The organism is Shewanella psychropiezotolerans (assembly GCF_007197555.1).
Classification (GTDB): Bacteria; Pseudomonadota; Gammaproteobacteria; order Enterobacterales; family Shewanellaceae; genus Shewanella; species Shewanella psychropiezotolerans.
Window position 1 is genome coordinate 1,782,612 of sequence record NZ_CP041614.1, and the last position, 26,410, is coordinate 1,809,021.

Here is a 26,410-nt window from a genome sequence, read left to right on the forward strand (position 1 = left end):
GGTTAACTTATCCCGCTGGCTTGTACCAGATGGGCGATGTCCAGGCGCGTTCCTGAATGCTGGCTTGCACGTCGTCTAGCAGAGGCTGCTTACTTCTCACCGCATCATAGGTGGTCCAACGTGGCGTTGGTATTTCTAAGACCCGAGTGTAATAAAAAGCATGCTGCTCTGGGTCAAACTCAGTGTCGGTCCAACTGCCGATAAGGGCCGTGGCTCCTATGGTATTGGTGTACTTGGCTGTTGTCAGATCGACGGTATTGCCAACTGGCGCAAGCTTGCCATCTTCACCCTTTTTACGTTTATCGGACCAGACCACATCGATAATTTTCTCATGGGTTTTCCCCTTAACATCGACCCAACCTTTAATTATCTGCACTCGGTCAAGGTTCGCGCCGTCGGGATCTTTCATCGCATGGACGGTAAAGGTCGGGGCTGCGCCAATCGAAGGCAAGTCACTGCCCATAGGGACGCCTAAATCATAGCCTTGCTGGACCAGCTCTTGACCATTCTTAGGTTTTGCTGGAAGTTCTACGCCGCCGAAGAAACGTACCTTGATGCGTGGCCCAGTAGTGGAATATGTTTCACGACTCTTCATGGCATCCCATAAGCCGCTGCGGGTATTTTGGGTAGCCCAGACGCCAGCTAAGGTGCCTATACTGAGATCTTTGCCATCGATCCAACCGACCACTGCTCCAGTTCGGCGCGATTCTACGCTGCCATCATCGGCGCCATGGGCACCGATAAAGCTGTCTTCAGCCACGGCGGAGGGCAGACCATTATGGTTATCAGTGCCGCCTATGGTGCCGTATTTAAACGGGTTAACACCGAGAGATTGTTCATAGGCGAGTCCCATTTTTAAGCCTTCGCGGACGAAGTCCTTCTTATGAAAGGTTCGGCCACTGGATTTCTGAATCGAATCGGCATTCTCAAAGTCGGCAAATTCATCCTCTGGCCAGAACTGTCTGTGAACCTCTGAGTTACCTTTAACCTGCATCATCTCCATCAAAGGTTCGAAGTGCTGGCGGGTCTGGGCATATTCGAGATCGATAGGTTTGCCCTCGGCATCGACACTGGGGAACATCATGCCCTTACTGGCGTTTGAGTTATGAGGAATGGCCAGCAGCTGCATGCCCTTGGCTTCTTGCTGGGCCATCCACTGCCATAATCCATCTTCGCGGTTAGTATCGATATAGCTGATGGGAGCGTCGGGTACCTGAGCACCACGGAATATCACGTTTCTGTGCAGGTTGCCTCCTTGAGGCGCGCCGCTCCACTCGAAGGCTTTAAGGGCGGTAAATTTACCGGGTTTGTTATATCTGTCCGCCGTCTCCTGCATGATTTTCCAGGCACTCTTTACCGATTCTGGACCGGTGAAGAATGGCGGGTGAGCGGGGTTCGCACCGCGGTTACTGGAGATCACATATTTCATAAACCAGGCTTCACGGTCCTTGATATCTGTCATGCCGCGTAGCTCTTTGAGTAGCTCTTGATCGTGGCCTTCGGCGTCCTCAGTCAGGTTAGTATACATTTCACCGATATATTCGGCGTGATCGGTCACTGCGATGAAGTCCAGCGGGCGATGACGTTTAAGGTCTCGGCCCATCAGGTTAACAGTTTCGCCCTGAGCATAGCGGTAGGCGTCTTCATGGGTTAAGCGTGTGCCACCGAGATAGGCATCCAGTGAGAAAGCTGTGTGCATATGGGTCTCACCGAAATACACATCCTTAGTGGGATTGACGGCCACAGACTGATCTGCGCCGCTTGTCTCTTGTTTGGACTCTTGATTAACAGCCGTAGTGCTAACGGTCTGGGTTGATTGCGCGGCGGCGCTCTGTGTTTCTTCACTCTTCTGAGGCGAGCAGGCACTCAAGGTCGCGGCGATAGTCATGCCCAAGAGTGTCGGCATTAAAATAGACTTGTTCATCTGGCTATTCCTTTAGTTTTTAGACAAATAGAAATTAATGTTTAAAGTTACTGATCCGCAGTTTTATCTCTTCTTTCTGGGTTTTATCTTTCAGGCGGTAGATATGCTTGATGCGAAACTTGATTCTAGGCTCAGCTGCGGTAGACACTGAATCGAATCCAGCCTCGACCTTGCCCATAGTTGAAGTGATCAAGAGTGCCTGGGCAAACTTTAAATCATTATTGGGTCCATCTAAGATAAGTAGATATGACTCTCTGGGCCTATTGTCGACAATCACAGAGCGGTTATCCACGCTGCTCCAGCCATCCATTCTGAAGTTATCTATGGAGTTAACCTCTTCGAGATCCGGGAACACATATTGAGCTGCCTTAGTTTGCGACTCTTCAGTGCTGGCGCAGCCAGTGAGTAGCAAAGAAAGTGATATTAAGATAAGTGTTAGGTATTTCATATTCGATCCTCAAATTATCGTTTCACGAGTTAAAAGCCATCAAGTTATAAGCCAACGTCCTTGGGTGGGTACTTCTTAAAGGTTGCGGCGTGAGCCTTAGACTCGGCGCCCATGGAGCCCAGCCAGGCATTGCGTCTGTGTCCTACTGGGTATTGCTCCTTGGGGTCGATATACAGGTTAAATAACCAGGGAGCGAGACCGATATCCTTGATGGTCGCCATATCGATATTGAGGAACTGGGAGTCTGTGGTGATCACCTTGAAGTGGATCTTGTACTCGTTCATGCGCATGGCGAGAAAGTCTTTCTGGCTCCAGATAAACACCTTGTCACGCATTGATTTACCGTTATCGGCTAACAAGAATGCGGTCTGATCTATGCCATCGATATATTTGTCGCTGGGGATTTTATCCGAAACACCGGCCAGAGCGACCGAAGTGTTGAAGATATCCATCAGGTCGAACAGGCCATCGCTGACTTGGCCGGGTGTGATCATGTCCTTCCAGTAGGCAATGCCGGGAATACGCACCGCGCCTTCCCACCCCGTGCCCTTGCCGCCGCGAAACGGAGTGTAACCCGCATCGGGCCAGCTATCGCTCTGTGGTCCATTATCCGAGGTGAAGAAGATTAAGGTGTTCTCAAGTTGACCCGATTCACGCAGGGCCTCGACGATTTCACCCACATAGGCATCGACCTCCACCACGGCATCCTTGAAGGCATACTTGCTGGCGCTGGCACCTTCGAACGCCTTAGGGGGATGATTGTCCGCGTGGGTCTTCATAAAGGAGTGCTGCAGATAGAAAGGTTTATCTCCCTTCGCCAGGGCTTTAATCTTATTGACGGTGAACTCCTTGAGCAGACGGTCGGCGTTGGCCATATCGTCTATGCTCCTGATGGGAGTCAGATCTTCGGTTTTTCCATTCTTGAAGCCATGGACCAGGCCCTGACTCTGCTCAATGGATTGATACTTAGCAAATTTCGCTTTATCCAGCACCAGATCCGGGTAGCGACGTTTGTCGTAGGCCTGAACGTATTCCTTCTGGGCCCGGTAATAGCCATAGAACTCATCGAAACCTACATCTTGCGGGCGCATGCCCACAGCTTCCCCCACATGCCATTTACCGGTCAATATGGTTTCATAACCTGCATCACTCATCAGCTTGGCCGAGGTGACTTCATCGTCCCAAGGGTTAGCGGTGAGCTTATCTCCAGCTAAAATAGGGCGATAGAGGCCAGTTCTGACCGGGAGTCGTCCGGTGATCATCGCCGAGCGTGTCGGGGTACAAGTGGTTTGCGAATAGGTGGAGGTGAGCTTGAGTCCTCCTTGAGCCAGCGCATCGATATTGGGTGTCGCGGCGCCTATGGCCACTCCGCCACCGAAGGCGCCGACATCGCCATAGCCTAAATCATCCACCATTAGGATTAATACATTGGGTCGCTTGCCGGTTTTCAGCTTCAGGGCGGCAAGTTTCTCGTCGGCTTGTTTCTGCTGCTCGGGGCGAGGTACTGCGGCCTCCATGTTTTGCTTAAATTTCTTGGCGTCGCTCAGTGCCGATACGGCTTCTGCCGACACCATAGTCGGTATCGAGAAGCAGGTTAGCGCCATCATGGGCAGCAATATTCTAGCTTGCATCTTCATGTATCTCTCCCTGTTAATTATGTATTCCGTTAACTGGTGTTACTTTTAAATGGTTCAAACTTTGCACTTATAGGTTCAAGTCTTATTTAATAAATCGTTCAAGACTGCTCCATTTTTTGGCAAATCACTGTCGGCGAAGCGACAATTACAAGATTGATGGAAATATCAGTTTGGCCGTCAAGCGGACAGTAGCCTCAGGGGTGCTCAAGGCACTGTCGGCAAAATTATACTCGTATTGAGCACTAAACTGCACCGGCAGCTTGCCGAACTTATGCAGCTTGGCGACTTTGAATCCCAGTGGTAAGTTGCTCCACTCGCCTTGTTCCCAGTCATAAGTGGCTGTCATCTCGGATACCCCCATAGACCAGCCTTTACCTATAGACAGGCTGAGCAGAGGTTGCAGGATACTGACGTTAATATCTTCGCGGTTATCTTCTCCTGCGATAGTGAAGATATTTTGATTGAATAGTCCCCATAAGAGATGACTCTCGTGAACCACAAAACCTATGGCCGGGCCGATGCCCCATTTTTCTGCACCTCTATGCTCTCCGCCAGTAGGCAGTAGGGCGACGGCACCTACCGCCCAGCGTCCCCAGTCTTTATCGAAAGTGGCCAGATCGAACAAGGTGATGTCCGACAAGCCAGAGTCTTGAAATGGACTTGAGGTGATGATAGGGGCGGTAATGCGCATGATGTGGGATTGTTCGCCTATTTTAAAAGGCATGGCAGAGCGCAGCACAAAGTTGTTGGCGCTTTCATTATCTATATTATGGTAACTCTGTGTATACCAGTCGGATAGCTGCAGCGACATCAAGCTGGCGGTGGGATCGTCTGCCGCCTGCTCTAAGGATTGCTCGGCCTGAGCTGGTGCCTGTGCAAGCACCATCAGAGTACAAAGGGCGGATATGGCCTTACCCGCATATTTCTTAATATCCATATTCACAATTCCTGCCCATTATCTAGCTTATTCGGCTTAACAAAATGGGTTAAGTGAGGCTAAACCAACTTAATCTTAATCAGAACTTAGCTAAGATCTTGAAGAAAATGGTATCGCCCTTGGCGCGTCTGTTGGTGTCGAACTCGTGTAGCCATTTGAGTTCGGCGACAATATCGGTATTGCCCGTTTTTGCCGAATAGAAAAGAGTCGGGCCACCACCTATGCTACGGGCCTTAAAGTCACCATACTTAGCCCCGCTACCACTATCACCTGAGATCTGTTGATACCAAAAGGCAGTTGCGCCGAATCCTGCCACACCGCCAAACATGGGCAAATGTTGAATGAAGGTGGACTCGATATGTGCCTGATTGCCAGACTTATAATCTGTGGCGCTGTTGGTCTGGTTAAAAGTGATACCGCCGTAAGTAGAAAATTCTCTGCCTGTCTTCGGGCTTAAATAAATCAGTGATGCCGTGGGCTCAAAACTCCAGAAGTTTTTACCTGTATTGGCCAGCCTGCCGACTTCGTAATTCCCTGTAGGTGCGTAGGCGCTGATGCGAAAGTTAGTGTTTAGCTCTGGGGTTATGGTGTAGTTGAGCATGAGTGGCATCAGTATGATATCGCCAATGCCGGAGACGCTACTAGACTTTCTAGCGCCAATGCTCTTGCTTACGTCACTGACACTGGCAGTCACATCTATGGTTACATAGGGGATGGTGGTACTCATGGCGTAGCTCCAACCTTTGGCAAACTCTACCGGTGGGCGCCAGAGTAAGGTAAGGCCAAGAGCCTGAGACTCTACGTCCACTTCGGTAGCGGCAAGCCCTGCAATAGGCACTACAACATCTTTATCGAAGCTGCCAGAATAGGTGAGGTAGTTGATACGAGCAATAACCGTCTCGGTTGCCGGTACTCCATCAATAGAAGAGGCCATCGACCCTGGCATATAGTGGCCGCTGCCACCCTCTTCGGCGTGAGCTAAGGAAGAACAAGCTATTGAAGTGAATAGCATGATATGACCGAGTTGTTGCCTATTGATGTGCTTGGAGTGTGTTTGAATACTCATGAGGTTCCCTGTCATCTACTCGACGTCGCTTACCTAACGTCATTGATTCCATGTTGTTTTTTGAACGATAAATTTAATTTTACTATCGACATCTTGTATCAGGTTAACTGTCTATATAAGAACGAAAAACAACCTGTAAAATTCATCTTGTTAGTTTGTTGTTTTTCAGGTGTTAATTATTTAAAGGTAACAGTTTTTATTTATTAGAGGAAGTGAATGTTTTTCTGTATTTTTAAAGAGCTAATGATGTGTTTATTTGAGAAGGATTGACGTCGGCAGTGTCTAAATAAATCTATGATAACAGCACAATAGGAAATAAGTTGGTACATGATTACTGGTGTTTATCGGTGTGGGGAATATTGGGCTGGATACCCAAAAGTGTATAAATAGGATGTTACTTACCAGCCAGACTTCAATGGTGATTTTTATGCTTTGAGTGAATACATATACAAAGAATTATAGCCTGCTAGTGACCACTAGCAGGCTTAGCAAGGATTAAGAAATCTTGTTTTTTACCTCTTCAATGGCCGCTTTTAGCCCATCAGGGTCAAAACCTTTGATGATCTTGATATTTTCTATCGTTGGATTGACCGATGGCATCACAATCAGGGCTGGCGTTCCTTGAAAGCCAAGGCGTGAAAACAGTTGGAAGTTAGCCTTGATACTGTCAGTGCCTTGCTCGTTTAGCCTAAAGTCAGCAACCACCACCCCAGCCTTTTCAGCTTGAGTGTTAATATCCTTCTGGGTTAACTTGCCTTCATTTTTTCCGGTAGCAAAGAGATTGTCATGGAAGATGGCGTAGGCTTTACTTCCTTTTTGCTCAAAGATCCATTGCCCCATTTGTGCAGCATACCCCGATGACTCCCAGCGCCTGGAAAATATAGGGGTTTCTTTAAAAACAAATTTCACATCGGTATTGTCTTCAACAAGTTGTTTCACTTCGGGGGCAATCTTTGAGCAAAATACACATTGATAATCAAAGAATTCAATCACACTGACTTGTGCATCTTTAGGACCAATAAAGGGGGTTTTAACATCTTGAGTCAATTGTTTCGCCATCACTTTAGCGGCTTCAACAGACTGTTTATCTATTGCTGCTTGTTTTTGTTGGTTTAGCTTCTCAGAGGCTTTTAGTAGAAACTCAGGGTGCTGGACTAGGTAGTCGCTGGCTATTTGCCCTAATTGTTCCTGCTGTTCTGGATTGAGGTTACTTAAATCTAATTTATTGGCGTCACAGCCACTTACTGCAAGTGCAATAAATATCGGGATCAGGACTTGTTTCATTTTTTAGCCTTCATGATTGGGCCTTCAAAGGTCGAAGTTATATGTTTGACCAAAATAAAGTTTATGCGCGAGCTATAAAAGTTAATCTTTGATCATCTTAGCTTGATGAATCGTTTATTCAGCTCTATTTTCCCTGTTTAGGACTCTACTATTTTAGTATTTCTTTTATTAACATAGGTGAGTGGCCTCTTTCCCATAGGTTCGACATTAGCTTCAGGCTTTTGTTACTGGATTTGAAGAACATTTCGTATGCACCGCATAGATAATTATGGCCAGGCTCGCCATTTTCATTGATGGTAAATCTATGCTTAGGACAACCTCCATAGCAGGCAAATTTAAATTCACATTGCTGGCATTTTTTAGTCAGTGATGAGGATTTACTCTTGCCAAATGCAAGGTTAGAGGAAGATTCATTCATTGCTTTAATGCTAGTCTCATGAATATTACCTAATTTGTATTCAGGGTAGACATAGTGATCGCAAGCGTAGAGATCGCCATTTGCTTCTAACGCAAAATTACTTCCACAGCGCGGTGCAAAAACACAAATGATAGCAGGCATTTTTGCCCATGCAGCGAACGCTTGTTCAAAAGTTTGTATATAGACAGTACCGATATCATGCTTGATCCATTCGGTGAATATCTCCGCGAGAAATTTGCCAAACTCCTGTGGTTTGACAGACCAAGACGTCACTGTCGATGCTAGATTAGACTGGGGGCTGATAAGGTACAAACCATTTTCATCTGCTTGATTTGATATGCGTTCGACCAGGGGATAAATTGAATATTATTGCTGCCAATCGATTTTAAGTAATGGTAAAGCTTCAATGGGGATTTAACGTTGAAATCACTCACAACCGTTAAGGTGTTAAATTCAACTTGGTGTTCTTGCAATAATAATATGGCTTCTAGCACTCTTGCATGAGTCGGTTTTCCTGAACGAGTGAGACGGTATTTATCATGCATCTCTTCGGGCCCATCTATAGATATTCCGATCAGAAAGTCATTTTTTTTGAAGAATGAACACCAGGCATTGTCTAAGAGTATTCCGTTAGTTTGCATGGTATGGCTTACAGTCTTTTCTCTGGCATGTTTATCTACAAACAGCATCGCCGCTTTAAAAAAGTCTAATCCTAGTAGCGTGGGCTCACCGCCTTGCCAAGCGATCACAACCTCTGCTCCATGTTGAGCGTCGATCTGCTGCTTAATGAACGCTTCAACAGTGGCTAAGTTCATCTTCCAATTCAGCTTTCTATTTGGGTATAGATGTTCTTTTTCCAAATAAAAACAATAGGTACAATCCAGGTTGCAGATTGATCCTGATGGTTTTGCCATTACATGACAACTTATTGGCAGGAAATCATTCATATTAATATCTCAAATAAAAACACCGCCTAAATAATTAGGAGGTGTTTTTATTTTTAACCTTGTCTTTTTTTCATTATGGAGTCTGTTTCGATATCTTTCTTATATAGCTTGAACTTTTCCATCAATGATTTCTGTATTTCATCTTGTTTACCGATTTGGTTCCACACTTCGTATTTATCAACTTTTAGGTTAAATAAATATTTTGGTTGCTCGTCTCGGTCTAAGATCAATTTCCAATCGCCGACGCGTATAGCCCATTCATTAACTGCATCATCTTGAAAAGGCATGTCAATAGTCCAAATCATTGGCTTCGTTCTTTCTATCGTTTTACCTGAGAATGTAGGGACAATAGACTGGCCATCGAGTGTTCTATCAGAGGGAAGATCAAAATGCATTAATTGAGCAAGTGTAGGTAGAATATCTAATCCATATACTGGCTCATCGGACACCTGACCAGACTTTATGGATTTGTATTTGAATATAGCAGGTACACGTATCCCACCCTCAAGCAGGTTATCTTTTCGGCCGCGGAATCCTCCTGTCTCTCCAGCCATATTGAGTTCCCAAGGCTTTCTAGCCTCTCGGGTTACTGGGCCATTATCACTGGTAAAAATAATGATGGTGTTATCTTCCTCACCCATCTGCTTAATTTTATCGACAACCCTGCCTAACTGCTCATCCATAAAAGTGACATTGGCATAATATTCACCTTGTCCTCGATAGGGGAGATTTTTCCAATCAAAATAGAAAGCGTCTGGATTCTTCTGTGCAAAATCAGAACGATAGTCTGAATACATATTCAAAATTCTGTCCGGAGAGGCTATTGGGGTATGTACTTCAGAATAGGGAATGTACAGGAAGAAGGGCTGTTCCCCATTCTGTTCATCCAAGTAATTAACTACCTCATCGGTGACAAGTTCGGCACTGAACTTAGATGTTGCACCTACAGCTTTACCATTACGCCAAAAGTTATCGGGATACAATTTACCGTTTCTGAAACCATTTTGGGGCTTAGCATTTTTTACTTTTTGATTATCGGCGAAGGCACCAGGAATGATAAAACTATACTCAAAGCCCATATCATCGACTTGAGGGTGATCTTTCATTTCTATGCCACCATTGAGGTGCACCTTTCCCATGATCGCAGTGTCGTACCCCTTATCTTGCAATATATTTGCGATAGTGATTTCATTTTCACCAAGGTGTATGTTTTTGCCATGGGGGATCCAAGATCGAATTCCTGTTCTGTATGGGGTTCGGCCTGTGAGCATGCCCGCCCTAGAAGGCGAGCACAGAGGAGCCGGTGAGTAATATTGAGTATATTTAATCCCTGCTTCAGCTAATTTATCGATATTTGGCGTTTTTAATATTGGGTGCCCATAACTGCCTAAGTCACCATAGCCTAAATCATCTACATAAAAGATAACTAAGTTGGGTTGATCTTCGTTTGTCTGCTCCTCAGCAAGGGCTATATTTCCCCAAGTAGTGACATACCGATTAAAGTTGTAATTAATGATTTTTTAAATTTCATTTTTCTCTCTTTTTTATCGAGTTTAGAAGTGATAGCCAAATAGGAAAATCATTTGGTCGCCGTAACCTTCATAACTGAGCTTGTTTTGGAAGTAACGATAGGTAAGTCCTAGGCTCATCGACTTATTCATTTTCCAGTTAAGGGTTAAGCCACCATTGATTCCAATATTTCCGTACTGTTGTTCCGAATAAGCTTCATTGCGGTCTATTTCAAATTCATTCCAATTCGAAAGGGTGAAGTTGTATTCCGATACTTTAAAGAAGAATGCAGAGGTCCAACCAAGTACATAACCATTGAAACCATTCGCTGAACTTCCGGTTACCGTCGATTGATAATCAGATGATAATTCATGTATGCTAATGAAAGGTTTGAAGAAGAATTGTTTGCTTTGAAAGCCTAAATACCCCATTCCTATCATGGTATTTAGTTCATCTCCCCATTTATTGTCTAAATTGGCGTATGCTTTGCCAAATATGGTGAAATCAGAATCATTTAAACGATAATGACCACTCGCCATAAATGATACATTTCGGTTGTCTATGTCATGATCGAACTTGTTATATTCATAGAATGAATATAACTCTCCTTTATCAAACACTGCACCGAAATCACCAACTAGTTTCCATAAGTCACCACGGTCCGTATCTACAGCGCCAATATCCCAGTTGGCATAACCCGTTTTTATAGAGCCGAATGTATATTTAAGCTCAACGGCTTGAGAGTTTGTTACGAAAAGTAAATATAAAAATAATGTTTTTATAATTAAATTAGACCTCATAAATACTACTGCCTTGTTGTTGCTAATAACTTATTCTTGTTAAATGAAACACTTTTTAACCTTTTAGTTACTCTCCATTGTTTCTTTAAAGTAGTAGATGTTATCGGCTGCATTGTTTTGTACTGTGATTTCACACTGTAAGGATACATTGCTGAAACACTCTGATTATTTCAGGTTCTGGTTTAATGCTGTAAAACAATGTGTTTCATTAAAGTATTTAATGATTTCTATTAGGTATGTTGAGAGAAGGGGGTTTGTCCATAAAATTTGTTTTTGTTTATTCTTATCATTAAGGATGTATAAATGAATATATTAAAATCAATAAGCATGGCCGCTATATTTACAGTCACAACGTTATCAACAACAGTGACATTAGCTTATAACAACGCCGTTGTTACATCGCATACTGAAATATATAATGGGTTACTAGCTGAGTTAGCTCGAATTAACCAACCTGGTCAAACAGCAATTACCACATTAAATCCATATGGCACAGCACCGTTAAGCGCATACTATGGATTTTGGAATGATGGGTTAATCAATTCTATCGAAATATCAGTAACTTCTAAAAATTTAGGAGCTCCAATTACGTTAAGTTATATTTATACTACTGTTGATGGTGCTAACCTAGTACCAGTTTCAGGTCTTGAACCAGATACATTAAATACTATTATCGTAGGAGTGACAGATGCAGATACAACGCAAACTTTTACTTTTGATCTGAAAACAGAGCCGTTACCACCAACTGACGCCGAAATGGTTGATGGTGAGTATGTGATTTCTGGTACGCCGATCTTTGATGTTAAACATTCTGATCCAGACTTCAGCAAGCGTAGTGATGGCATATACATGACGAGCTATTATGGTCGTGGGCACTACGGTCTAGATAATAATGGAGATGTGCGTTGGGCATTAACCAATGACGTCATCCCATCATTTAATTTTAACCTAGTTGGCGATGGTCGTTATGTATCCAATGGTTCAACCGTTGTTGATAATGTTACAGTTAGTAGTCCAGCTACTAACAAAACAATCTACGAGTGGGATATCATGGGTCGCGTTTATAGTGTAACTAATATGCAATATGAAGCACACCATACGACCATTCTCGTTGATGGAGATAGTTCGCAACTATTACTGCCATCTGAGAAGTCAGACTATAATGATGGTGCTGAATTAACTCGTGAAGATGGTGTTTCCATTATAGACCGAGCTACTGGTACTGAAGTTAACTATTATGACTTTTCAAAACTATTGGATATTAATCGTGCGCCTACCATTATTAATGGTGATGGTGATAATCGTAATGACTGGGCTCATTTAAATGCAGCCTATAATGATGCTACTCAGGACCTTATCATCGCTTCGTTACGTAATCAAAATGTTTTTGTTGGTATTACTCCACAAGACAATGCTGATGCGGCTATTAGTTTTATAGCGGGCTCTCATCATGAGTGGTCTGCAGAGTTAGAGCAATACTTGTTAACTCCTGTAGATTCAGATGGTAAGGCTCTTTATAATCTAGAAGATGCTGCTGATATTGATAAGGCGGATAAAGAGTTTTGGACTTGGGGTCAACATGGAGTTACTCCTCTACCAAGTAGTGTGAAAGGTATTGTTAAAGTCGCCATGTTTGATGATGGTAATTATCGTTCATACGATCCTGATTTACAGCTAGTAGCCGCTGATAATTGGGGGCGTTACGTAGAGTACACTATCGACTTATCGAAAATGACCATTAAAAAAGAGGCTGAGTGGGGTAAAGAACTCGGTGGTATTTTCTACTCGTCATACGTCGGTAACGTTTTTAAAGACCCTATAAACGGAAACATGCTAATCAACTCAGGTGGTGCTATGGTTGATGGTAATGGTATACCTACAGAACTTGATTCTGGTACAGGTCCCTTGGATCCAGATGTAGATCCATATACCAGTGAGAGTCGTCCTATATTCGTAGAAGTGCAGCAGAATGAGGATGGTTCATATACCAAACTATTTGAATTAGTGGCTACGTCGGGTCGAGTGAAAACACCTGATGATGGTGACGGTAATACATGGCGGATAGATATGAGCAATTTCTTTGTTATCAAAAAAGGGCTGTATGAGTAACTCATAATATTAACTATGTGACAGTAGCTTGTAAAGTCATGAGGGGCACTCACTGGAGTGCTCCTTCAAATTCAAATAACAAAACACTAGGCCGCAATAAACTCATGTTCTATGAGGCTATAGCCTTTGCCACGTAAGCTCTTGATTGCGCCTTCTGGGATGTTTGCCGCTTTTAGCTTTTTGCGAAGCCGACAGATGATTAAATCAATACTTCTACTCCAACCGTCATAAGCGTATCCATTGAGGAGGTATGAGATTTCATCTCTATTGACTAGACTGTTCTTATGTAGCATTAGAAAGTTAAGCACTTTACTTTCTTTCTTCTGCAGCTCGATTGTTTTTCCAGCAATATTACATTGGCTGAGCTCTGCATTGAGTAAGATGTTATTGATTGATACCGTTGTGCTTGTGCTCGTGATTTCATTTTCTATAGCAACTTTGGATAACAGGCGATTAATTCGAGCATAAAGTACATTCAGACCACGCTGCTTATTGATATAGTCATCTCCTCCCGTCTCTAGCGCTTTAATTTCCATCTCTTCGGTGGTAACCGATGAATAAAAAATGACAGGGCATGGACTAATGCTCTTGAGTTTTTGGACAATAGAGACACCAGAATCTGTGGGTAGAGTTACATCTAAAATGATCATATCCAGATTTTTATCTGCCGCATACATGAATGCGGCGCCAGAGTCGTAGGCTTGATATGTGATGAAACCTTTACGCTCAAAGAAGCTGCTAATAAGGCGTGAGGTAAACAAGTCATCTTCAACTATTAGTATCGATTTTGCTTTCATAATGTTTACTCCTTAAGTGATTGTGTTCTTGCTACTGGAGTTATCTTGGATGAGAAATTGGTGTGAATACAGTAAATAGATGTGAATTTTCTCGTTGGAAAAAGGTCAACGTGAAACACTTAAGATACAAATGCTTAAGTGGAATAAAAGTCGAGAATTTATAAGTATTATATTAATTTATGTGGTAATTATCTTTTGGGAACCATGAACTTGAGGCTACTTGGAAGAAATCGATAATTGAGCATATGGAGTTTTCCCACTTGTCTCGATAGCGCCTGATTGCTCGCCTGATACGTTAAGGATACACATGGTGTGGGTTCACAATGTAAATCTGACGGCTAAAGATTAGCCTGATTATTAGGCTGATAATTAGGCTGATTATTAGGCTGATTAGTTTAATCTTATAGAGGTGTTCCTTGAGTATCGAGCATGTTGATTTTGTAAAAATCAGGCTGGTAAATGAAGTCTTTTTACCTTTTATCGAGCTAAGTTATTTGTCGCTCGAAGAGTTGAGAATGATACAACTCTGGGTACCAGATTACTTTCTGCTGAAGAAAAAATATCCGGCTAAGGAAATAGTGCTCTTATATAAGAGCTACCTTGGATTTAAGCGAGTATCACTTATGCTTGAAGGGATGGAGGTTGATTTGGTGGCACAGTCGTCGTGTATTCACTAGGTAAGACTGCTTTCAAAAAACGTCGAAGGTATAATCGGCAGTATATTAGTCAGCATCTATAGCGCTGACTTAAAGTGTTGGTCTAAAATTCAAATTTAAGCCTATGTATCCACTGGATGATACCTGAGTGTCTATGCCGTGTATTTGACTTCCTGTTACTCTGAGGCCTCGTATCCCTCCCAGACCGCCGTTGAGTGATATCCACAGATTACTGATTATTCTACGCTCAAGTGTCAGACCAAAATCCCATGCATCAAAATTGATTTTAGCTTCGCCTGATTGGTTATCAACTTCCCAAGAGGTTCCTTAGGGTGAGGAGCCCAAGGTGAATAACCAATTATCGTCAGGGGCATAGAGGATGGAGGGCCAAGGTAACATGGCATTGATGCTCCAATGTTCATTGATTTCCCATGAGGCACCAACGTAGGGTAAGTAGGTGTTTTCACTGCCACCCACATCGATGTAAAAGCCAAATGCCCACCACAAGGTTTCGCTTTGAACATATCGACCAAATACGCCGCCGAGAGTTTGCCAGCTCCAATTTGAATGATCTAGTGAGCTTTTATTGGCCATAGGCATAACAAAAGCTGCTGCTTGCCAGCTTGGGTTTACTTTACTTGTCTCAGCCAGGCTAGCGGTATTCCCACAGAGTTAACATGAAAGGATAAGTATTTAGCATCTTTCGAGGAAAAATTATTATGAGATACATATCCATCTATAGCGATTGCGTCTTTTTCGTCCATTAATATAGGTAAGCCTGCAGATAGATAGAGCTGCTCCAGTTCGAAGCTGGCTTGAGTGACACCATCGCCTTCAAGTTCAAAAGAGGCGTAGTTTCTGATCCCAATTGTTGCAAGAGGAAAAGAGGGGACGAATGAGTGGCTGCGTAAAAACTCGATATCACTCTTGTTAAAGTTTTGCATCTCCTCTTGTATTAAACCAAGTTCATTGTAACTCACTGGTAGCCATACTATTTAAGCCTGCCATTAATATAAAACTGTTTAACAAGCATAAAGTGATGCGAAAGAGACTTTTAATCAAAACGTGAATTCCTATGCTATAACTTTAAGCCTTCTCGGTATTGATATTAGTCCATTGAAAATTATATAGGTAGGTCATTGCCATGTAGGTATTAGTGGAAGGTTTCCACCGCTTTTTCTAAGTATGCCAAGTGAAGCGATTAAGTGAATTGTGCTGAAGAGAGGAATGAGGCAAAGGGAGGTGTGTAACCTTAATGAAACAAAGTAATTGAGCTTATCGGCGATAATCTGTCCGAGTCTTTATGGACTTTTCAAGATGCTTGTAAAACTGTCGCTCTTTTCAATATTGTTAAGAGCTTTTTTTTACACATTTTTTATCATTTTCCAATAATTAAAGAGCCAATTATGCCATTTTTATTTGCTAACTCTCATCCAATAGACCATAAGTGCACTCAGTCTAGTGTCAATCGTTGGTTATGGATGCTCGAGGTATGTGAGAGCAAGATCATCCAATCTAAGGGGCGTAAAAAGATTCTTGAGCATTTTAAGAGTTTAGATGAAGCAAAAGTTTTCAGTGAGTCAGCAGAGGCGGATGCATGACAAGTGTGAGTTCTAGGGTAATCCCGCTTAATTTTAGTAAAGAGCATGCTGGTTCTATCGAATCAGGAGCTAAAGAAAAAACCAAGCCAAAGCCAAAAGGTAAAGCTGATATAAAGCTACGTGCTATTCGTCATAATATAGAGGTACGAATGGAGCTGCGTGCATTGAGCTCAGCATTAGATCTCGAAGAGAGAGAAATTATTTCTCTGTTAAGTCATGATTATGAGTGATAATACTATGAAACATTGCCAATATTGCTTTCTTATCAATGAACAATATTGTGTGAATACCTGTGTCCTGAGTTTCGAGCCTGGTCGTTACGTTTTTTCCCAGATTGGCGAGTTTTGGTATTTAACCCATCCTGACTTTTACGATCCCATAGCGACAATCAATCAGCTGGAAAAAGAGACTATCATCCTTTTCAAGCAGTTGCTTGGACAGTTAAAAAATAAGAAGGTCGTCATGAAATAAGGAGGCTTAGCCTCTTTATTTACTAGCAGCTAAACAGCTAGCCCTCCTATCTCTAGCGACTAGATTCCGAGTCGTGGCTGTTCTCTAATATTTATCTTGCGTATTCAGCAGGTTTCATCGTTACCTAATCAACACTACCGGTCAAAACGCCTGCAATCATCTCTGTACATTCCTTTGTACGATGAATTTCTCTTTAAAAAACTAACGTAGTTTCAGCTGGTTTAGCTATTGAGGATTTAGGTCGTAAAGAGTTTAGCCGAAGATTTTGAAGTCTGTGTTCTGAATAAGAGATGCATAAGCGCTTGTATAAAGCATAAGAAGGATCAAAGGGGCTTAATATGGGGGAGGAAGATAAATAGATGAAAATGCAACAGAAGCCTAAGCTTCCTGTTGCATTTCCTTATTGACTCTTTTTAGTCATCAGGATCAATAAGCCACTCACTAAGTGTATAGCCTACTAGGCGCTAGAATACTCCTCTAATGCCTAATGAATATCTAGGGCCGGTTTCTGTGACTTCTAACACCTGATTCGAGTATTCAGCCGTCTTCACGGTTAACTCATTGGTAATATTGATCCCTTCTATAAACAGGGTTAAGTTTTCGTTGAAATCATAGCTACCGCTGATATCAACCTGGGCATAATCTTCTACATAATGAGCACCGCGCCATGACAAAGGCTTAGACTGCATAAATCTCGAGCGATTATTGTAGGCGATACGGAACTGGGCTGCGTCTTTCTCATAGAATAAGATCAAGTTCTGTGAGTCACCAAGGCCAACCAAAGGCAGTAGACCTCCTGAGGTCGAAGAACTCGAATCGCTATCGACTATAGTCATGTTAGCAATAACACCTAATCCATCGAGCGGCTCTGGCAGGCTGGTAAACATGTGCTGTATGGCAAACTCGTAACCCGTTATCTGAGCATCATTCTGGTTTACTGGGCGCGTCACTTTATAGTCGTAATCACCACTGGGAACACTCACTATTTCCTGTACTTCTTCGGTTTCCAAATAGCCGGAAATATCTTTTCTAAAGGCGGCTACAGAAGCGTAGCTTCCTTCCTGATAATACCATTCCAGAGACAGATCAAAGTTATTACTGGTGAATGGCATTAACATGGGGTTAGCCCCTTCGCCCTTTAAGCTATTCTGATGTCCACCGCTATAGCTAGACAGGGGTGACATCTCATCGAGTTCTGGGCGGGTGATGCTTTTGGAATACGCCACGCGTGCGATAACATCTTCGATAACTTCAATATTGGCATTTAAGCTAGGTAGCCAGTTATCATAATTATTGCTGGCTTCTATCGGTAAGTAATCTTCAGATTCTACGACACGTACGACTCCGTCCTCATTAGGTGCTGGCACCAGATCCAGTAAGGCGATCTGATTTCCCTTAGATTTACTGGTTGTTTCTACGTAACGTAAGCCGGCGACGACTTTCCATGGCATGTCATAGAGGTCGCCATCGAAATGGAAATCAGCGTATAAAGCGTCGAGCGTCTCATTGACTTCATAGGCTGTCGGTGAAGCATGCATCTGTGTACCATATTGGGCCAGTAAAGCACGGCTTGCAGCCGGGTCGTCGAGCTGTGCCATCACTTTATCGGATGTGACGTAGTCGAACCAGGCCTCAGAGTTAAATGTGAGCCAGTTTTGAGCGGAAGCGCCGTCGCTACCGGATAAGAAACCATCGGCATCGAAATTACTGAACAGGTTTGGATCTAAATAAATAGGAGAGCTGTTATCACCCCATATGACAGGTACTGGCGACTTTGTACTATAGTCTGTGCTGCCGAAGGTTCTGTCTGAGTAGAGCACGCCGAAGTTAATGGTTGCTAATGCACCGTTATCGACGATCCATTCACCATCTAATTTAACCTCTAAAACTTCATCATCTATTTTTGTACCGTCTCTACCTCCCCAACCTGCGGTTAAGCCATTGGATGAGTTGTTGGCATTGAAGGTCATCGTCGGCAGTAGGGCACCAGAGCTTCTGTCATAGCTGTAATCCCCAGGGCGCGCGGCGACGGTATCTGTCATGCCGCCTAATGGATCTGAAGAGGCCTGGGAGTACGAAATATCGGCGGCTAAGCTGACAGTGTCATTTAAGTCCCAGTCCGCATTAAAACCAAAGGCGGTCAATTGGTTCTCTGTTTGCGATTGACGCACCATGAAATCACTGTGACTGCCATTGCCCATGGACAGTTGTACCACTGTGCGGTTGTTATCCAAAGTGACATCGGTGAGCTTATTCTCTTCGAACCAATGGGCGAGAATATCTTGCCTGTAGTCGACCTCATACTTTGAATAGAGGGCATCGAGCGTGAAGGTCAGATTGTCCAGAGGCACGTATTGAAATACCAGATTACCTCCTGTGCGCTCACGGGACTCAGTTTGCGCTATCTGATTATAATTTTGTGGCATATAGACATCATCGAACGTGCGTCCATCGTTTAGCGTTAGATCTGTTCGTTCATAATAGGCGGTATTGGCTTCATCGTAGCGGCTGTCTCTTTGGCTATGAGCCAAGGATAACAGTACACCGAACTTCTCATCATCGAAAGTATTACTGATGAGCCCTGAGAATTGTGGGCTGGTGGTGCCGCTCATCTTGTCATACACGGCCTTAATACTGCCCGTGGCTTGAAAACCGGGAATGGCTAAGGGTTTGAAGGTGGTGATATTGACCGTTGCACCGATAGCCCCTTCCTGTAGGTTAGCCGACTGAGTCTTATATACTTCGGCGCCGCTGATGAGTTCAGAGGCTAAGATATCGAAACTAAAAGAACGTCCACCACTGGTTGTGGCCATGGTTCTCTTGTTTATCAAGGTGGTATTAAACTCTGGCCCGAGCCCTCTGACCGTGATCGACTGGCCTTCGCCACCGGATCTGTCGATGGATACGCCGGTGATCCTCTGCAGAGACTCGGCGACATTTTGATCGGGGAACTTACCGATATCTTCTGAGGTGATCGCGTCGACAACAGTGTCTGACTCTTTCTTGATATCTTTGGACTTGATCAGACTCCCTCTGATCCCGGTAACAGCAATCACTTCTATGTCAGCATTGGCTTCTGCCTGTGAATTTTCTACGGCATTAACATTCACGGATATTCCCAGGTTGAGCGCTATCAATCCTGATAAATAACTGACCTTTATCCGATTTAGTTTGTTCATCTAATCCCTTCTTATTGTTTGTTAGATTATTGGAGTTTTGATATATGACGTTAATAAGGTTTTAACAAAGTCGTTACGAAGGAATAGTGCATTCAGAATTTCGGTATATTGTATCCACAAGGTTTTATCTGTGAGGTATATCGAGTTATCTGCATGCTTTAGAAGCGAAATTGAAAACTTTGTGAAACATGAACTTCAGTGACTTGATGAATAATGTGTTTGAGTGCTTAGGGAGGCTATGAATGAAATTAGGTCCTTCATACATAGTTAAACAGGAAGATTATTGCTCATTCAGTGGGTTAGTATGTAAACATGAAATGGAAGTTATGTTCCTTCCCTAAGCATTCGCTAAAATTATTGATCTGAAATTATCGACCTGGAATTTAAAATTCAAACAAATGTAGGAGAATGTATGAGTATAGAGGGATTACTTCTCTATTTAGTCGTAGGTGCCGTAGCGGGATGGTTAGCCGGAACGCTAATGAAAGGTAAGGGCTTCGGCTTAGTCGTTAATATCATACTCGGAGTGATAGGTGGCATACTTGGTGGATTTATATTTGGTCTCCTCGGTATATCCATGGGAGGAATATTAGGTTCTATTGTTGCGGCGACTGTAGGAGCTGCTCTACTATTGTTTGTGATTGGCTTGATCAAGAAAAACTAGTATCCCTATCTAAAGCCTAAGCATAAATGTTTGTTGTAGAATAAGATGCCTGAAACAGGCTCGAAACATTAACCGACTAAGTCACTGTTATATTAAAGGCAGATGCTTGAGGTTATCTGTAACACATAATTAGCCTCGTGTTTGTTACAGAACAAGTTCCTGTTAATTAGCAAGCAGAGTCATTACTCCAGTAATGCCATCACTTAAAATCTCAAGCATCTGCCTAATTTGTCCTAACCTAATTCTAGGTGCGTAACATGAATATTAGTGAGCAAGATCTATTACAAGTGAAGATGATCAATGATTATTTTGAACTTTATTCAGACATTGAGATTTGGACATGTGAAGTACTTAACAATGTTGAATTTTGGATACCAGAATATTATAAATTGAGAGATAAGTATTCGGCGGTCGAAATTGACTTCCTTTTTATTAAATTTCCTTTCTTTCAGTGGATATCTCAACTTTTCGATAATATTGAACTTATCATGCGTGCAGAAAACGCTCACTCTTGCCCTCCCTTTCAAGATTAACTCTCTCCTAGGCATAACCCCTAAAGTTAGCAAGACTCCTTTCTGAAGGTGGTCACTCTTCGATATTCTTCTGTAGTGCAAAGACAAGAGTTTTTATCCAAGAGTGTTCGGCTAAAACTCCAAGCCTACTCGTTGCATGACCCCTTGGCCTGGCTTCCTAGCTTCCTCGTTCCCTTGGTTTCTCCCTTTTTACCGTACCTCGCACTTCAACTGTCATATATAAAATTATAAATCTTTATGAATAAACATAAAGCCCTTTTATATCAATTGGTTGCGCTTTTGCTGTGGTTCGGCATCTACTCTACAATACCGCTCATAAATCGGTGCTGGATTACTTGGGATTGTCGTTAATCGTTAATGTCATTTATTAACTATTACAACCGAGTAACGCATACGATTTAAATACGATAAAAAATATATGGAGTATGATTTTTAATGCAAAATTTTAATAAAACTTTGATCGGTACACTCGTTATTGCAGCTTTCTCTTTCGGTGCTAGCGCTGCAGATGTAGACAATTCTTGGTACCTAGGTGCTGGTCTCGGTCAAAACAACTATCAGTCTGTAGATGCTACAAGTCATCTGCAAGACGACAGCGACCTTGCATGGAATGCCTTGGTTGGTTATCAGCTAAACAAATATTTTGCGATTGAGGCTGGCTGGCAAGATCTAGGTACCGATGACGATACTCATCTATGGGGTGGTAACACTGATGGTAGTGAAGCAATTGATGTTGATGGATTCACTTTAGGCTTAGTCGGTACGCTTCCTTTAGATGATAAGTGGTTTGCTACAGGTGAAATTGGTGCTTATCAGTATCATTTAGCCCATGAAATGGGTCAGGGGAAATACGTTAGTGCAACAGATACTGCTGCATACTTCGGTATTGGTCTTGGTTATAACATCACTGATGCATTAGCTATCTCAGCTAAATACCGTAGATTTTCAGATGTGAATGAAACTGCATGGAACACAGTTGATATGGACGCGCAGACTATAGGTCTCCAGCTCACTTATCGCTTTGGTATAGAATCTGAGCCTACTCCACTAGCTATAACTGAAACTAAGCCCGTGGTAGAACCCAAAGTTGAGCCAAAAATAGAACCAAAGTATCAGACTAAAATCGAAAAAGAAGAAGTGACTATTCTATTTGGTTTTGACTCATCTGAGCTTAGTTCAAGCGGAAAACGTCAATTGGATAAGATTGTCAGAGAGTCTAAAAATTCAATCGATGACTCTATCGTGTTAATTGGTCAGGCTGATAATCAAGGTGCGGCAGATTATAACATGAAGCTTTCTAAGCAACGCGTTGAAGCTGTTGCTAATTACCTTTTGGATTCAGGTCTGCAAGTTGCTGACATGAGTAAGCAAGCTATCGGTGAGAAAGAGTCACGCGCAAATAGCACACAATCACGTTCACTCGAACGAGTTGTTGTAGTTGAGCTTACAAGCACAAAAAAAATATTAATTAGTTCACTATAAGCCGCAGCTTGAGCTGTGAAGGGAAGGTTATGCTCAAGGATGAGCCTTAATGTTTAAAATATGTTTAGTTTTGCTTATAGCTGGCCATTCGTTGACCCGCTCTGTTTATGTGACCATTGCCTAGGAATTGAGTTAGCAGATTAAGGGCGTGCGAGAACACTTGTACTCGTGTGAAACAATTTAAGCCTGTGGCTTTTATAGAATCTATAAGAACAAGGCTGTGTGTACTTTTATTTTTAACATTGCACTTAACATTTTCTGATTGTAATCATAATTCGAGCTTGAGTGAGACCATATGCAAAACATTTTAAGTTACAGTGGGAACAGGGGACTTAGTTTACTGTTTGATAGATTTTTTAAGCCGAGTCAGATTCATTTTCAAAATAACCGATTTGTCGAAGTTGAAGAGGAACTGATAATAGATGGCTTGGCAATAGATGGCTTTGTTCCTTACTATCAGCCGATAATCAACAGCGACACTGGTAAAGTGATAGGTGCGGAGCTGCTGGTCAGATTAGTCATGGATAACGGACGAGTCATATCGCCATTACAGTTTATTGATTATGCAGAGAAATCTGGATTAATCATAGAGATAACTGAACAGTTTTTATCTAAAGCTTTCAATGATTTTAATAAATTAGGCTGGGCTGGTAGTGACAAGTATTTAAGTATTAACATAGTACCGGAGCATTTGAAGTCGAGACGTCTATTTAAGTTTATCCAAGATTATGTCGCTCGAGGCGTGATCAATGGGAATCAGATCAAGCTTGAGATCACCGAGCGATTGGAAATTAACGATCTGTTAGGGGCTCGTTCATATCTTGAAGATTTTTACCAACTCGGTATTACTGCCAGCTTAGACGATGCTGGTACTGGTTATGGTTGCTTTCTCTATCTCCAGGAGTTGGCACTTAGCTCATTAAAATTAGATAAAAGATTTATCGATACCATAGCAGAAAACAAAGATACTTCAGTATTAGATTCAATCATTGGTCTAGCTAAAAGCTTAAAACTGGAAATTGTAGCCGAAGGAGTAGAAAGCCTGAATCAAGTAACCTATCTTAAGAGACGTGGAGTGAAGGCCATTCAAGGCTATGTATACGGCCAACCTATGCCTGTAATAGATTTCATCGACTGGAAGGGTAATCGTTAGTAACAATTTCCTGTGTAGTATCAGCCACGGAGTGGCTCAGAAGAGTATTGAACTCGTTTAATAACTAGTATTCTAGCTTGAATATAGTGAAATACCCGCTCAGCTCCCCCTCATATTGCTTTACATTCCCCATCTTGACTTACACCTATAACAGTAAGGATACACTGTAGATACATAAACTAGTTAAAGGAGATATATGATCCAATCATTATTAGTTTGTGGATTAGATTGTTGCGAATTATTCGTGTCCTGTGGGACCAGTGTAGATGTAAATTACAATGAATAGTGATAAAAATATTACCTACAAAATAGGTCAGAGATACCTGTTCAACGTTAAAACTCATCAGCTAACTGATCAAAAGGACGGCACAAGCGTTGAGCTTGGTTTGAATGAGTCACGCTTGTTAGCTGTATTGATCTGCAATAATGGCGAGGTTGTTAGCCGTGAGCAGATATTAGAAGAGGTGTGGAACCAGCGTGGTTTGGTCGTAGATGAGACTAGTGTTAATCAAACCGTTTCCCTTTTACGTAAGTTCTTGGGTGACAATGTCAAAGAGCAAAAAATTATTAAAACTGTGACTAAAATGGGTTATAGGCTCACAGCTGGTGTAAATATTGAGAGTGTTGAGGTTGAAAAACAATCATCTTCAATTATGAATAGAGTAAACGAAAAATCTATTATTTATGGACTCTATATTGTTCTATTTACCATCTTTGTTTCTTTGTATGTTTTCGGGGAGTAAAGCAAGGTGAAAGTTTCGGTGAGGGGTTGACAGGTTATAGTAAGATAAAAATCGATGGGGTAAAAATACTTAAGTTTAAAAACAATAATATTGACGATGGGCTCTCAAATCTCATCAGGAAATGTATTTTAACCAATGTTGATCTAAACCTTGGTGAGTTAAAAAGTGTAATTGTTTCAGCTAAGAAAAGCTATTCTTTCACAATATTATTTGTTGTTTCTGATAATGTTGACTATTCATTGTTGGTGAAAATCAACAAGAGTATACCACTGGATGATAACCTATGTCAGGTCATTTTAAATTATTAGTTTTTTTGTTTTCTATGCTTGTTATCTCAGTGTCAGCTTACTTTTTTTCCGATCTAGGTGGAAGAAATATCCATGCTTTTAAGGATGGCGATTGGGTGTTTGATGTGAGGCATTATGTTAATAATACAGATGATTATTTGGCTGGCTTTAATAGCGATCTTCAGGGCGTTTTTCGTGGTAGGTTACGATTTTACAATGATAATCATTACTCCGTTACATTCAGTATAGTCGTTAAAGAATTAAATAAAGATAAAGTTGTTAATGTAAATAACGAGGTTAATCTAAATGGAATCTGGGATGCCGAACAAGACATTATCAACTTTAATTTCGAAAACTTCCATACATTAAAACCTATGGGGTCAGATAGTGATGAAGAGTTTCTTATTCATCTAGCCATTAATGTTTTGAATAGAACTTTTGGTGAAGGACAAAAAATAACTTGGCTTAGGGGGAATACTTTTATTTTGAACAATATAAATCAGTCGCAAATTATATTCAATAAATCGAATGGCACATGAACCTTGCTGCCGGTCTTATTTTTATAAATAAACTGATTTAACTTACCGTGCCAGTATATTTCCCCCAATTTTTAGGTTAGTGAGGTCCTTGTGCTAGATAATTGTTTTATTTTGAATTCAGTGGTTTACAACCCTTGTTTTAATTTGCAGCAATCAGAGCTAAATTTGAAATTTAGCTCTGATTCTATTGTTAATCGCAATGGAGTAGCCATAGCTACCGAGATGAACCTGATTTTGACCCCGGAGCAGGGTGTTAATCAGCAGCAGTTACACGAATTTAATACAGGTCGAACCTTGAATCAACTACTCGACGTGGTGAAAAAATTAGCTATAGACAGTGACAGATCAATTTTCAATGAAAAACATACACTGATTTTTGTCAATACCGAAAGGGCGAGTTTGTGTGATGTGCATGGGCTTAACCAGATAAGAGAGCTTTCAATTCTTCTGCATCATCTGGGGGGAACCTAGTTGTAGGCTTAACGAACGCAAACCCCTGTAATCGCTGTCCTAGGGTACAGCAAGGACTCTTATTCCTTAAAGAGCATGATATTTTAATATCGGCTAATAATTTTAATTATCGAGATCAAGATTTCAGAGACTCTGAGCTTAAGAGTCATTTGTATGACTTTGTAAAACTTACCATGCCGAACACTGATGATGAGATGGATATGCTTGTTGAGTTTATTCACTCTGAACTTGTCTTAAATGGGCTCAAAGTGATCGTTGAAGCAGTAGAGACTAAGACTCAGCTTAAGTCATTAAATAAGGCACTCATCTATGGATATCAAGGTCGTCTTCTTAAAAGTAAAAAAAGCTAAAACTATTTAGCTGTAGCGTAATAATTGGAGAGATGTATGCCAGGCATGAACATTGAAACATTCAATGTGAACAACACACTTTATGTTGAAAACCTGCAAGTGTTGATCGAAAAATTGCTAGCCAGTATCACCTTAGTGATTAATCGTTTATCCAGTGAAGAGATGCTAGTGGAGTCAATGGAAGTTGATAACGACATCGATTTTGATGACTCTGTTTCTTTGACCTTTGGCTTGCAGCATTTTATCGAGCTGCAAAGCTTTGATTGATTTAAAGAGTCCAAAGGGGGATGTCAATGAGTTCAGCAAACGTTTACAAGAGTACTTATCGTCAGAAAACTTCCGCAATGAATTATTCAGTGAGATGAGGTTAATTCCTCATCTTCAATAGCAGACGAGCCAATCCTT

27 protein-coding genes are annotated in these 26,410 nt (G+C 41.9%); 13 read left to right on the forward strand and 14 right to left on the reverse strand.

Features of this window, described 5'->3' with window-relative positions; genetic code table 11:
- Positions 1-7 precede the first annotated feature (7 nt).
- From FM037_RS07935 to FM037_RS07975, 10 genes are all read right to left on the reverse strand, one after another.
- Complete coding sequence (locus FM037_RS07935) at positions 8-1,924, reverse strand: DUF3604 domain-containing protein (protein WP_229381115.1); 1,917 nt, start codon at positions 1,922-1,924, stop codon at positions 8-10.
- A gap of 34 nt (positions 1,925-1,958) precedes the next feature.
- Entirely contained in the window at positions 1,959-2,372 is a 414-nt protein-coding gene (locus tag FM037_RS07940) for a DUF6491 family protein (protein WP_144045548.1), read from the reverse strand.
- Between the two features lie 44 nt (positions 2,373-2,416).
- Positions 2,417-4,009, reverse strand: coding sequence for an arylsulfatase (locus FM037_RS07945; RefSeq protein ID WP_221937481.1), 1,593 nt, complete (start codon positions 4,007-4,009; stop codon positions 2,417-2,419).
- Positions 4,010-4,154: 145 nt separating this feature from the next.
- Positions 4,155-4,946: a hypothetical protein gene (locus tag FM037_RS07950; protein ID WP_144045549.1), complete on the reverse strand. Its 792-nt coding sequence runs from the start codon at positions 4,944-4,946 to the stop codon at positions 4,155-4,157.
- A gap of 79 nt (positions 4,947-5,025) precedes the next feature.
- Positions 5,026-6,012: a SphA family protein gene (locus FM037_RS07955; RefSeq protein WP_227992601.1), complete on the reverse strand. Its 987-nt coding sequence runs from the start codon at positions 6,010-6,012 to the stop codon at positions 5,026-5,028.
- Between the two features lie 495 nt (positions 6,013-6,507).
- Positions 6,508-7,296, reverse strand: a complete 789-nt coding sequence (locus FM037_RS07960) for a DsbA family protein (RefSeq protein ID WP_144045550.1) — start codon at positions 7,294-7,296, stop codon at positions 6,508-6,510.
- A gap of 148 nt (positions 7,297-7,444) precedes the next feature.
- Entirely contained in the window at positions 7,445-7,987 is a 543-nt protein-coding gene (locus FM037_RS28785) for an SPASM domain-containing protein (RefSeq protein WP_221937482.1), read from the reverse strand.
- 8 nt (positions 7,988-7,995) lie between these two features.
- Positions 7,996-8,661, reverse strand: coding sequence for a radical SAM protein (locus tag FM037_RS28790; protein ID WP_324617115.1), 666 nt, complete (start codon positions 8,659-8,661; stop codon positions 7,996-7,998).
- Between the two features lie 53 nt (positions 8,662-8,714).
- Positions 8,715-10,178: a sulfatase family protein gene (locus FM037_RS07970; protein WP_221937524.1), complete on the reverse strand. Its 1,464-nt coding sequence runs from the start codon at positions 10,176-10,178 to the stop codon at positions 8,715-8,717.
- 36 nt (positions 10,179-10,214) lie between these two features.
- Positions 10,215-10,970, reverse strand: a complete 756-nt coding sequence (locus FM037_RS07975) for an outer membrane protein OmpK (RefSeq protein WP_144045551.1) — start codon at positions 10,968-10,970, stop codon at positions 10,215-10,217.
- A 303-nt stretch (positions 10,971-11,273) separates the two neighbouring features.
- On the opposite strand from FM037_RS07975, the gene FM037_RS07980 reads away from it, so the two are divergent.
- Positions 11,274-13,079 (forward strand): aryl-sulfate sulfotransferase, encoded by a 1,806-nt coding sequence (locus FM037_RS07980; protein ID WP_144045552.1) that lies wholly within the window; start codon positions 11,274-11,276, stop codon positions 13,077-13,079.
- A gap of 86 nt (positions 13,080-13,165) precedes the next feature.
- Here the strand turns inward: FM037_RS07980 and FM037_RS07985 are convergent, their stop codons facing one another.
- The 3 genes from FM037_RS07985 to FM037_RS07995 form a co-directional block, all read right to left on the reverse strand.
- Positions 13,166-13,876 carry a response regulator transcription factor gene (locus FM037_RS07985; RefSeq protein ID WP_144045553.1) on the reverse strand — a complete coding sequence of 237 codons (711 nt, stop codon included), beginning with the start codon at positions 13,874-13,876 and terminating at the stop codon, positions 13,166-13,168.
- A 983-nt stretch (positions 13,877-14,859) separates the two neighbouring features.
- A complete protein-coding gene (locus FM037_RS07990; protein ID WP_144045554.1) occupies positions 14,860-15,132 on the reverse strand; it encodes a hypothetical protein in 273 nt (90 codons plus the stop codon).
- 29 nt (positions 15,133-15,161) lie between these two features.
- Positions 15,162-15,512, reverse strand: coding sequence for a hypothetical protein (locus FM037_RS07995; RefSeq protein ID WP_144045555.1), 351 nt, complete (start codon positions 15,510-15,512; stop codon positions 15,162-15,164).
- A gap of 426 nt (positions 15,513-15,938) precedes the next feature.
- Here FM037_RS07995 and FM037_RS08000 point away from each other — a divergent pair, with 426 nt between their 5' ends.
- The 3 genes from FM037_RS08000 to FM037_RS08010 are packed head-to-tail and all read left to right on the forward strand — an operon-like array spanning position 15,939 to position 16,604.
- Positions 15,939-16,133: a hypothetical protein gene (locus tag FM037_RS08000; RefSeq protein WP_144045556.1), complete on the forward strand. Its 195-nt coding sequence runs from the start codon at positions 15,939-15,941 to the stop codon at positions 16,131-16,133.
- On the forward strand, positions 16,130-16,363 hold the full coding sequence (locus FM037_RS08005; RefSeq protein WP_144045557.1) for a hypothetical protein: 234 nt from the start codon (positions 16,130-16,132) through the stop codon (positions 16,361-16,363). Before FM037_RS08000 ends, FM037_RS08005 begins: the two co-directional genes overlap by 4 nt.
- The gene (locus FM037_RS08010; RefSeq protein ID WP_144045558.1) at positions 16,356-16,604 is read left to right on the forward strand and encodes a hypothetical protein; all 249 of its coding nucleotides are present in this window, start codon (positions 16,356-16,358) and stop codon (positions 16,602-16,604) included. Before FM037_RS08005 ends, FM037_RS08010 begins: the two co-directional genes overlap by 8 nt.
- Positions 16,605-17,068: 464 nt before the next feature.
- Here the strand turns inward: FM037_RS08010 and FM037_RS08015 are convergent, their stop codons facing one another.
- Positions 17,069-19,783: a TonB-dependent receptor gene (locus tag FM037_RS08015; protein WP_144045559.1), complete on the reverse strand. Its 2,715-nt coding sequence runs from the start codon at positions 19,781-19,783 to the stop codon at positions 17,069-17,071.
- A gap of 412 nt (positions 19,784-20,195) precedes the next feature.
- Here FM037_RS08015 and FM037_RS08020 point away from each other — a divergent pair, with 412 nt between their 5' ends.
- The 9 genes from FM037_RS08020 to FM037_RS08060 all read left to right on the forward strand — a co-directional run bounded on the left by FM037_RS08020 (position 20,196) and on the right by FM037_RS08060 (position 26,272).
- A complete protein-coding gene (locus FM037_RS08020; RefSeq protein WP_144045560.1) occupies positions 20,196-20,447 on the forward strand; it encodes a GlsB/YeaQ/YmgE family stress response membrane protein in 252 nt (83 codons plus the stop codon).
- A gap of 257 nt (positions 20,448-20,704) precedes the next feature.
- On the forward strand, positions 20,705-20,980 hold the full coding sequence (locus FM037_RS08025) for a hypothetical protein (RefSeq protein WP_144045561.1): 276 nt from the start codon (positions 20,705-20,707) through the stop codon (positions 20,978-20,980).
- A gap of 435 nt (positions 20,981-21,415) precedes the next feature.
- The gene (locus FM037_RS08030; RefSeq protein ID WP_144045562.1) at positions 21,416-22,462 is read left to right on the forward strand and encodes an outer membrane beta-barrel protein; all 1,047 of its coding nucleotides are present in this window, start codon (positions 21,416-21,418) and stop codon (positions 22,460-22,462) included.
- A 295-nt stretch (positions 22,463-22,757) separates the two neighbouring features.
- Positions 22,758-23,615 carry an EAL domain-containing protein gene (locus tag FM037_RS08035; RefSeq protein WP_144045563.1) on the forward strand — a complete coding sequence of 286 codons (858 nt, stop codon included), beginning with the start codon at positions 22,758-22,760 and terminating at the stop codon, positions 23,613-23,615.
- Positions 23,616-23,893: 278 nt separating this feature from the next.
- Positions 23,894-24,358 carry a winged helix-turn-helix domain-containing protein gene (locus FM037_RS08040; RefSeq protein WP_144045564.1) on the forward strand — a complete coding sequence of 155 codons (465 nt, stop codon included), beginning with the start codon at positions 23,894-23,896 and terminating at the stop codon, positions 24,356-24,358.
- 283 nt (positions 24,359-24,641) lie between these two features.
- On the forward strand, positions 24,642-25,184 hold the full coding sequence (locus FM037_RS08045) for a hypothetical protein (RefSeq protein WP_144045565.1): 543 nt from the start codon (positions 24,642-24,644) through the stop codon (positions 25,182-25,184).
- A gap of 165 nt (positions 25,185-25,349) precedes the next feature.
- Complete coding sequence (locus FM037_RS08050) at positions 25,350-25,655, forward strand: hypothetical protein (RefSeq protein ID WP_144045566.1); 306 nt, start codon at positions 25,350-25,352, stop codon at positions 25,653-25,655.
- 173 nt (positions 25,656-25,828) lie between these two features.
- Positions 25,829-26,005, forward strand: a complete 177-nt coding sequence (locus FM037_RS08055; protein ID WP_144045567.1) for an EAL domain-containing protein — start codon at positions 25,829-25,831, stop codon at positions 26,003-26,005.
- 36 nt (positions 26,006-26,041) lie between these two features.
- Complete coding sequence (locus FM037_RS08060; protein ID WP_144045568.1) at positions 26,042-26,272, forward strand: hypothetical protein; 231 nt, start codon at positions 26,042-26,044, stop codon at positions 26,270-26,272.
- Positions 26,273-26,410: the final 138 nt, after the last annotated feature.